The sequence below is a fragment of the Methanobrevibacter sp. genome (assembly GCF_045577275.1).
Taxonomy (GTDB): Archaea; Methanobacteriota; Methanobacteria; order Methanobacteriales; family Methanobacteriaceae; genus Methanobrevibacter.
Genome location: NZ_JAZNIB010000285.1, coordinates 1 through 9,577 on the forward strand (window position 1 = coordinate 1; position 9,577 = coordinate 9,577).

The 9,577-nt window shown below is 34.3% G+C and carries 9 protein-coding genes; 1 reads left to right on the top strand and 8 read right to left on the bottom strand.

Features of this window, described 5'->3' with window-relative positions:
* From ACKI67_RS08300 to ACKI67_RS08335, 8 genes are all read right to left on the bottom strand, one after another.
* The coding region (locus ACKI67_RS08300) for a glutamate synthase-related protein (protein ID WP_407463047.1) at nucleotides 1-1,043 on the bottom strand (1,043 nt) is incomplete at its 3' end.
* Nucleotides 1,043-2,140 (bottom strand): Coenzyme F420 hydrogenase/dehydrogenase, beta subunit C-terminal domain, encoded by a 1,098-nt coding sequence (locus tag ACKI67_RS08305; protein ID WP_407463048.1) that lies wholly within the window; start codon nucleotides 2,138-2,140, stop codon nucleotides 1,043-1,045. The genes ACKI67_RS08300 and ACKI67_RS08305, both read right to left, overlap by 1 nt.
* A gap of 11 nt (nucleotides 2,141-2,151) precedes the next feature.
* Nucleotides 2,152-2,805 carry a tributyrin esterase gene (locus ACKI67_RS08310; protein WP_407463049.1) on the bottom strand — a complete coding sequence of 218 codons (654 nt, stop codon included), beginning with the start codon at nucleotides 2,803-2,805 and terminating at the stop codon, nucleotides 2,152-2,154.
* A gap of 15 nt (nucleotides 2,806-2,820) precedes the next feature.
* Nucleotides 2,821-3,738: a glutamine amidotransferase gene (locus tag ACKI67_RS08315; RefSeq protein WP_407463050.1), complete on the bottom strand. Its 918-nt coding sequence runs from the start codon at nucleotides 3,736-3,738 to the stop codon at nucleotides 2,821-2,823.
* Nucleotides 3,739-4,018: 280 nt separating this feature from the next.
* Nucleotides 4,019-5,356 carry a type I glutamate--ammonia ligase gene (gene glnA, locus ACKI67_RS08320; RefSeq protein ID WP_407463052.1) on the bottom strand — a complete coding sequence of 446 codons (1,338 nt, stop codon included), beginning with the start codon at nucleotides 5,354-5,356 and terminating at the stop codon, nucleotides 4,019-4,021.
* A gap of 507 nt (nucleotides 5,357-5,863) precedes the next feature.
* Nucleotides 5,864-7,276, bottom strand: a complete 1,413-nt coding sequence (locus ACKI67_RS08325) for a DHA2 family efflux MFS transporter permease subunit (protein WP_407463054.1) — start codon at nucleotides 7,274-7,276, stop codon at nucleotides 5,864-5,866.
* Between the two features lie 308 nt (nucleotides 7,277-7,584).
* Entirely contained in the window at nucleotides 7,585-7,767 is a 183-nt protein-coding gene (locus ACKI67_RS08330; protein ID WP_405286792.1) for a MarR family transcriptional regulator, read from the bottom strand.
* A gap of 25 nt (nucleotides 7,768-7,792) precedes the next feature.
* On the bottom strand, nucleotides 7,793-8,755 hold the full coding sequence (locus ACKI67_RS08335) for an RNA-guided pseudouridylation complex pseudouridine synthase subunit Cbf5 (protein ID WP_407463056.1): 963 nt from the start codon (nucleotides 8,753-8,755) through the stop codon (nucleotides 7,793-7,795).
* Nucleotides 8,756-9,025: 270 nt separating this feature from the next.
* Between ACKI67_RS08335 and ACKI67_RS08340 the strand changes: the two genes are divergently transcribed.
* On the top strand, nucleotides 9,026-9,475 hold the full coding sequence (locus ACKI67_RS08340) for a dCMP deaminase family protein (RefSeq protein WP_407463058.1): 450 nt from the start codon (nucleotides 9,026-9,028) through the stop codon (nucleotides 9,473-9,475).
* Nucleotides 9,476-9,577: the final 102 nt, after the last annotated feature.

The window sequence follows — 9,577 nt, forward strand, 5'->3', positions numbered from 1 at the left end:
GCATGTTCTGTAACCACTTCAGGTCCAGCACCAGTTCCTCCTTGCATACCGTCAACTACAATTATGTCTGCACCTGCCTTAGCTGCAATCTTTACATCCTGTTCAACTCTACCAGATGCAAATTTCACAATGATAGGTACTTTCCAGTCAGTGATTTCCCTTAATTGGTTAATCTTCATACCTAAGTCCTCAGGCCCTACAATGTCCATGTGTCTTGCAGGACTTAATGCAGAGGTTCCTTCTGGAATGTTTCTGACTCTAGCCACTTCTGCAGTTACCTTATGGGCAAGCAAATGTCCTCCCATACCTGATTTTGCACCTTGACCTATCTTTATTTCAACAGCTTCTGCATTGTTTAAATAGCTTGCTGAAACACCAAAACGTCCTGATGCATATTGTGCAATCAATTTGTCTGCATAATGCCTTTCTTCAGGAAGCATTCCACCTTCACCTGTATTGGTGATTGTTCCTACCTTGCTGCTTCCAATAGCCAATGCTATCTTTGCCTCTTTACTTAATGCACCGAAAGACATTGCTCCAATCATAATAGGAGTATCAATTTCTATCGGATTTTCTGCAAACCTGTCTCCAAGGACCACTGAGGTCTTGCATGTTTCCCTATAGGAATCTATTGGTGGCCTTGAAACCTGTGCAGGCAATATGCTTAAGTCATCAAATGTTGGGATTCTTCTGGTGAGTCCACAACCTCTGACCTTATATGCTCCTGTTTGGCTTTTACGTTTGATTTCAACCATTGTTGAATTTGACCATACTCCTCTTCCTTCATCAACAAGAGGTCTCACATATATCGCATGTGTTGGACACATCTCTTCACAGATCTTGCATCCTACACAATTTTCCTGATGTATTGGCAATGGCTCATCATTGATTACCTCATATACTCCATGAGGGCAATTGGAATAACAGCTATAACAATTTTTACATGAGGATTTGTGAGGGTTGTCACATAAATACCAGCAACAGCCAGGCCTATCATTGCTCTGTTTGCAAATTTCTAATTTTCTCTCTACAGTGAATGACATTAGTTTACCCCCTCATCAATGTTTTGGAGTGAATCCTCTTTCAAATCCTTTAATGGTTTAAATACAGGACATACTGAATATTTTGTTCCTCCAGATTTAATGACCTCATCAATTGCATTAGTTAGCTTTGCATAAGGTTTCCAAGCCAAATGGTCTTGTTTATCAACAATAAGCGCTTCTGTAACTATCTCATTGGATAACAGATAGTCGATTAATGTTGTAACGATTGATCCGTCCTGACCTTGTGTATGCTTCAATGATTTGACTGTCAATACTTTAATAAAGTCACCTATTGGTTTTGAATTGTCATTTCTCAAATCCTCAGGGACGAATGTCCTTGGACAGACTGCGAAGCATGCATGGCAATCAGGAGGACATTCCCCTTTAATTCTTGGCTTAGTGTCATCGATTGTTATCAGATTGTCTGGACATGCATATTCACATGCTCCACAAAGCACACATGCTCCAACATCAATGACATTTGACCTTAAGTCCAAAAATGATGCTTCAGAGATATCCTTATCTATTGAATCGTCTGACTTTTCCCTTTGGTATAATACAGGCCTTGCCAAAAATTCCCTTCTTTCTATAGTTTCCAGATTTTTGCTTATTTTGGTTTGTGCAATCTTATTCAATAATCCTAATTGTGAATCTGTAAAGTCTTTTGCTTCAATGTATTTCTGTTCTATTGCTCCATTAACTATTTCTTCTCCTTTTTCAGTTCTTATTACGAGTGTTGACCAGCCATCCTCAGATCCGATTGAACCGATTGAAATGTCAGAGGTTTCTGAAGTAAGTTCAACACATATGTTACAGTTTTTCCTAATAATCCTTTTAGCTACTGAAAGAGGTATTTTAACTGTCTCTTTGTTTTTTAAAAGTAAAAATACAAATCCTTTTTCTATTTGGAACTTGTCAATATCCTCCATTTTCAAGTCATATTCCTTCAAGAGATTTACAAAGTATTTGTATGAAAAATTCTCCATACAGAATAAGCCCAATTTAACATCAATAGGGCTATCTGCATAGTGTTGTAGTTTGGATGCAGCCATGATTTGACATGGTGTACCCACAAAAGCTATTCTATTTTCGCTCATAATTTCAGCTCCTATTGCATGTTAACTATTTTCTTAAAGTTTCCATAATCATTTTCATCCAGTTTGAAACCATATTCTGTCAAGATTTCTTGAAGTTCATTTTGGTCTTCAGAAGTGGTTTCTACCATAACTGCATTTTTTCCTAAGCTTTTAACATTTCCAAGAACAAAAATGGTTCCTCTCATGATGGATTCTCCAACATCCTCAGTTACATCACCAAGTATTATGAGCTTTCCTCCCATCATAAGGAGACCAGTCATGAAACCGCTGTTACCCCCAATGATTACGGTTCCCCCTTTCATGATTTCTCCTGTTCTTGAACCGACATTTCCTTTGACGATTACTGTTCCACCATAGATTCCTTGTCCTGCACCGTCACCAGCTGTACCTTCAATGACCAATTCCCCTTCTGTCATATTGTCTCCAGCAAACCAGCCGGCATTTCCAGTGATGTGTATCTTTGGCCCATGAGCCATTGTTCCGACAAAATAGCCTGCAGAACCGTTGATTTCTATCTCCACATCTTCAGTCAATCCGGCACAGATATTGTGTTTGGAATCAGGATTGTCAATAATGAGCTTATCATGAAATTTTGCTTGTTCCTTAATGGTGCGGTTTAATTCCTTCTCTTCCATACCATTTGCATCAATCACATATTCTTTCATAGAAAAAACCCCTTATCATATGGTGTAAGCTCTTGTTTCCCCAGGAGCTATCTGTTCTATTTCATCTGAATCGGTGACATCATGCAATGCCATCTCTTCTGAAGCCACTGCAAAGATTTCATCGGTTTCCACCATTACACCAGGCCTGAGACCAAGCTTGTCCTTTGCAATTCCAATACCGTTAGGTGTTCCAACCAATATGGAAAATGGACCGTCCAAATCAATTACCGCTTGATCCAATGCCTCTTCCAATTTATAGCCTTGGTCAAGCTTATCTGCCATATAGTGAACAATGCACTCTGTATCATTGAATGATTCGAAAGTGTGTCCTTTCCTTTCCAATGGGTCTCTTATTTTCCAGTAATTGGTGATTTGCCCATTATGCACTACAGTGATATCTGGTATGATGTAGCTTTGATATGGGTGTGCATGATAGCGGTCAACACCACTTTCTGTTGCAAAACGAGTATGTCCTATTCCATGTGTTCCCATTCTGCTTGAAACATCAAAACGTTCTGCAATATCCTTTACTTTTCCTGTATCCTTGATCATTTCAAATGAATGTGAACCGTTGATGACCCTTACATTTTCCAAATCATCTATTTCATTGATACATGGTTTTAAAAGGGAAAATTCATCCAATGCTATTTTGCATTTATATACATCTGAGTCTCCTACAGACTCGATCAATTGCTCTTCAAAAATTGGACTAATTTGATTTAATAATGATTTTAAATTGTCTAATGCTCCTCTTCTTCTTTTTACTTCAATGTTTAATTGATAATAATTTTCAGGAAAATCCAAACTGCCGTAGATTGCATAACCAGCAGAATCTGGACCCCTATGCTGCAATGATTCAAGCATTGATGTCAATGCTTCTCCTACAGGGTGAGTTTTTTTATCTTTGTATATTACACCTGCTATTCCGCACATTTTTATACCTCCAATAAGATAATCGGTGAATACACGTACATATGCCTAATATATACTAATCATCTGAATATGTTAATTTGAATATGTTAAAAAAAGTAATTCTAAAATTACATATGCCTTAAAAAAATAATTCTAAAATTACAATATGCCTTTAATTGTTTAAAATTACAATATGCCTTAAAAAAATAATCTAAATTTCAAAAACCATTTAACTTTTTGAAGGGCAGTCAAAATAAAGAAATTCTTTAGATTGACCACCCATATTCAAAAAAGGAATAGTTTAAACGTCTAAGTATTGATCTCTTTCATAATCGAACACTTGTATTCTGTAAGCATCCCATTCAGCTCTTTTGATGGTGTAGAATTGATTAAATACTTTTTCTCCAAGAGCATTTTTAACTACCTCATCTTGCTCCAATGCATGGTATGCTTCCCATAAACTTGTTGGCAAGTTATCAATGCCTTTTTGCATGATTTCATCTTCAGTTAATGCAAACAAGTTTTCTTCTGTTGGTTCACCAGGGTCTAATTTATTGTCCAAACCATCTAAACCTGCTTCAAGCAATGCTGCAAATGCCAAGTATGGGTTACATGATGGGTCAGGTGATCTGCATTCGATTCTTGTTCCTAATCCACGGGATGCAGGAATTCTGAGTAAAGTTGATCTGTTTTTAAATCCGTAAGCTATGTAGCAAGGTGCTTCATAACCTGGAACTAAACGTTTGTAAGAGTTAACTGTTGGGGATAAGATTGCTGATAAAGCTTGTGCATGTTTCAATAATCCTCCAATGAAGTATAATGCTTCCTGTGAGATTTGGTTTTCGGTGTTAGGGTCATAGAAAATGTTTTTGCCGTCTTTGAATAGACTTTGGTTACAATGCATTCCACTACCATTGATTCCCAAGAATGGTTTTGGCATGAATGTTGCTTTGAATCCTAAGTTGTGAACAACAGCTTTTACAGCTTCTTTGAATGTGATTACAGCATCAGCAGTTTTTAAAGCGTCTGCATATTTGAAGTCCACCTCATGCTGTCCTGCTGCCACTTCGTGGTGGCTTACTTCAACATCAAAACCTAATTGCTCTAAACCGAATACGATTTCTCTTCTAATGTCAGTACCTTGGTCCAATGGCTCTACATCAAAGTATTCCGCTTCATCTGCAGGTATGTAATTTCCATCTTCATCTTCTTTGATAATGAAGAATTCAGGTTCTGGACCTAAATTAAATTGGTATCCTCTTTTTTCAGCTTTTTCCAATGCTTTTTTAAGTACTCCTCTTGGGTCTCCATCATATGGTTTTCCATCTGTAGTGAAAACATCACATATAAATCTACCAGTACCTTTTGATTCTGGTCTCCATGGAATTGTTGAGAAGGTGTTGATATCTGGTTTTGCAAGCAAGTCACTGTCATTGATTGAAGCTAATCCTGCAATGGATGATCCGTCAAATAATAATCCATCATTTACAATATCTTCAATGTCATCAGCTTTCTTAAGAGGAACTGCCATACTTTTAGGCAATCCATGAATATCTGAAAGTTGCAATTTTAAAAATTTTACATCGTTTGCTTCGACTGTTTTAATTATCTGGTCTAATTTTTCGTCTTTTACTGACATCTTTTCACTTCCTTTTTTGAGATACATCCATTCATGAATAAATGGAAAGTGGAACCCCTTCGACTGAAAATTTTTATGATTTCATAGTCGGAAGGAAACTTCCTTCCTACTATAATTTATCACTATTAATATATAAACATTTTGAATAAAAAATGAACAATAAAAATAGAATTAAACAAATATTTTCTAAATATTCACGTGATTTTTAGGCAATATTAGTTAAAATTGATGATTGTTCAGTAAAAAATTAATTCAGGAAAATTTTGTGAGATAAAAATAAAAAGAAGGATGAATTGCAAAAATCGATTAATTGGAGGAAAATTTTAAAAATTGTGTATTTTTTTAAAAAAAAATATGATAGTCGGAAATAGAAAAATTAAAAAATTGGGTAGTCGGCAATGAAAAAAATGGTAAATAGAAAAAAAGAAAAAAATAATTGAGATTTACTCCCAACTATTGAAAAGATTTTGATCAAACTTTTGCGAGCGAAGCGAGTAAAAGTTTGAGTTATGCAGTTTCTCCAACCGGACTGTCTTCATCAGTATCTTCAACACCATCTTTGATGAATAAGATTACAATAACTAAAGAGATTACACATAATGCAGCCATAAACAAGGAAGTTTGGCTAAAAGCACCTACAGTAATCTTATTATGCGCTACGTAACCTCCAGTGAATACTGTAAGAAGTGTTGCTGCTACAGCAGATCCGCTTGCACCGATAATTTGTCTTACGGTGTTGTTGATTGCAGTAGCGTCTTCGATATTTCCTTTTGCAACTGAAAGAGTCCAAGTTACAGCAGGCATTAAACCTAAACCTGCACCGATTGCCCTAATAATTTGAGTTGCAACCATATATTCTAATGGTGTAGCAGCGGTATATGTTGACATAATATAGTAACCTATTATAGAGAATATACAGGACAAGATGAGAACTTTCTGAACTCCAAATTTTTGAGCAAGCAATGGACCAACGAAATTGAATACGATCATCACCAATGTTGCCGGCAAGAGAATAATTCCGGATGTTGTTGCAGATTGATTACATACCCCTTGAACAAAGAGTGGCATTAAAACATATAATCCACACATTGTAAAGTAGAGTATTGATGAAAACAATGTACCGAAGAAGTAATATTTGTGTATAAGGATTCTTAAATCAAGCAATGGACTTTCAATATTGAATTGCCTATAAACAAATATGACTAAAGCTATTATACCAATTACAATAGGAGCGATAGTGTTTGTCAAATGAGCTCCATAATCAGCGAAGTTTGTTAATCCCAATAACAATCCAACACATGCAATTACAGATAAGATCAATGAAATAATATCTAAAGGATAATCTCCGGTTTCAAATTCTAATTTTACAAACAAGACTGCAATAGCTATCAATATTAATGTTGCAATTGCAAACAGTAAGAATATAATTCTCCATCCCATAGTGTCAATGATATAACCGCCAACGGTTGGTGCGAGAGCTGGAACTACTCCAATAATAAAACCAAATAATCCCATGTATACTTGCCATTTGTCTTTAGGAATTATTTTTAAGAGTACAATCTGTGTTACTGGAAGGAGAACACCTGCTCCGATTCCTTGAATTACCCTTGCTAAAATTAAGATAAATATATTCTGTGCAATGAAAGCTAAAACGGTACCAATTAAAAATACTATTAAAGAAACGATAAGTATCTTTCTGATTTTAAAACGACGTGCAATATATGCGGAAATTGGTATCATTACACCTAAAACAAGTAAGAATGAGGAATATACCCATTGTGCTAGGGTTGAAGAAACATGAAAATCACTCATAATACCTACAACACCAGTGGTGACTACAGTTTGTGCAGTAGAGAGCAAAGCTGCAGCTATTACGAAAACGATTAATGCTGTTGTATTTTTGTCTAAATTCACATTCATAATAACACTTTAAATCCATAATTTTCTAAATCCATAAATAGATTAATTTATTAGTTAATGTAAGTAAGAATTAATCTGATTAAATGATTTATATAGTAAAGATATTTTGTTTAATTATTATATAAATTTTTTCAAAATATTTGAATAATTCAAGTAAAATAATGAAAAAAATGAATAAAATGAAATTAATACAAAAAATAGTATAAAAATATAAAAAAGAATAAAAATAGAAATTAAATAGAAATAAAATAGAATAAATAGAATAAAATAGAATAAAAAAAGAAAAATTAGAAATAAAAAATTAGAAATTATTTATCTGCTAAAGTCCAATAGCATCTTTTTGGAGAAACAATGGTTTCATCCTTTTTCAATTCTTTCATGATCTTATCGACTTCTTTCTTTTCTACACCAGAAAGTTCACTAACTTTTTTAGCGTTTAAAGGTTCTTCTGAGTTTTTGAATGCTTCAATTACTTTTTCTTTATCAGACATTTTATCACCAATAATTCAATGATCATTACCATCCTTTTGGATAAATTCCAGTATCCATAAAGACTTTGTTTGTATCGACAACAAGCCCTGAATCTGCATTCATTATCTCTTGAGAAGAGAATAGTGAAGTTCCTGCAGCTACCAATTCCCCTTTTAAGGACTTGATTGCAACAAGATTTCCCTTTTGAATGTCTTTGGATAATTTGGCTATTCCACCAGCACCAAGTTTTGCTCCTTGACAAATGGCTTCAACAGCAGAATCCTTTATGAATATTTGCGGAAGATGTGAACTAGCAACTTCCATAGGCTGAATAGCTTTTCTAATATATGACTCATCCCCATCCTCAAGGTAAAAATGATATGCATCTGTAAGGTCATGCAAGTTTACAAGGTCATTGTTTCGCTCATCAAATGGGCCCACTCTTGTTCTTCTAAGCTCAGCCATATGAGCTCCGCAGCCTAAAGCCTCACCAATATCATGACAATATGTTCTGACATAGGTTCCTGCCTCACAACCTATCCTAAACAAGACATCCTTGCCTTCAATTTCATAAATGGTAGAGTAATAAATATTCCTTACCCTTAATTCACGTTTAACGGCTGATTTAACAGGTGGTGTTTGGTATATCTTGCCAGTAAATTCATCGAATATCTCTTTTATTTGATCCTCTGCAATATCTTTGTGCAGAGTCATAAGACATACATATTCCTTACCTGCTGGAAGGAGAAGTTGACTCACTCTTGTAGCATTGTCGATTCCAATAGGCAAAACTCCAGTCACCTTAGGGTCAAGAGTTCCTCCATGACCAGTTTTCTTGCAGTTAAGGATTCTTTTTACCCAAGAGTCCACTTCATGAGATGTAGGACCTGATGGTTTGTCTAAATTAATTATACCTTTAGCTATATGTTCCTCAATAGGCCTTTCATATGGATTGCAACCATACTCCGGATTAGTTTCCACATTTGATTTAATCAAGTAATCTTCCATAATCTTGTCTCCATTGTCTCCAATAGCTAAAATATAATTTATATATAGTATAAATTTAGATTTTTATAATAAATAAATATAAACTATATTCTAGTTTTTTAAATCTATAAAAAACTATAAACATTAAGGAATACAAATATAAAATAGTCTATTTAGAATGATTTGAAAAAAGAATCATTGCAAAAATAATTAAAAAAATAATTAAAAAAAATAAATCATGATTTATTCTAAAAACAGTTATTTTAAAGAAAGAAGATTAATGGAGATTAAATGATGGAAGAAAATAATGTATCAAATCGTATGAGCAAAACAGAGCACTATCTTGAAATCGCTCTTGTAGTATCAAAAAGAAGCACATGTTTAAAAAGACGTTATGGTGCTGTTATAGTTAATAATGATGAAATAATCAGTACAGGTTATAATGGAAATCCAAGAGGGGAAGAAAACTGCTGTGATAGAGGAACCTGCAAAAGAATGGATCTTCCATCCAATACAGGAGATTATGATGACTGTTTTTCAGTTCATGCAGAACAGAATGCAATGATTTCTGCAAGCAGAAAGGAAATGCTTGGAGGAACCATCTATTTAGCTGGAGACATGTATAAGGATGGAGAATGGATAGAAATATTAGATGCAGAACCTTGCCCAATATGTTTTAGAATGATTAAGAACTCTGGACTTAAGAAAATAGTTAGTAAAGGTACTGTAATTGATTTATAAAATAAATATAATCAAAATAAAATTAAATAAAATTAAATAAAAAAATTAGATAATTTATTGATTTTTTAAAAAATAAAATTAAAAATAAAAAGATGTGATTAG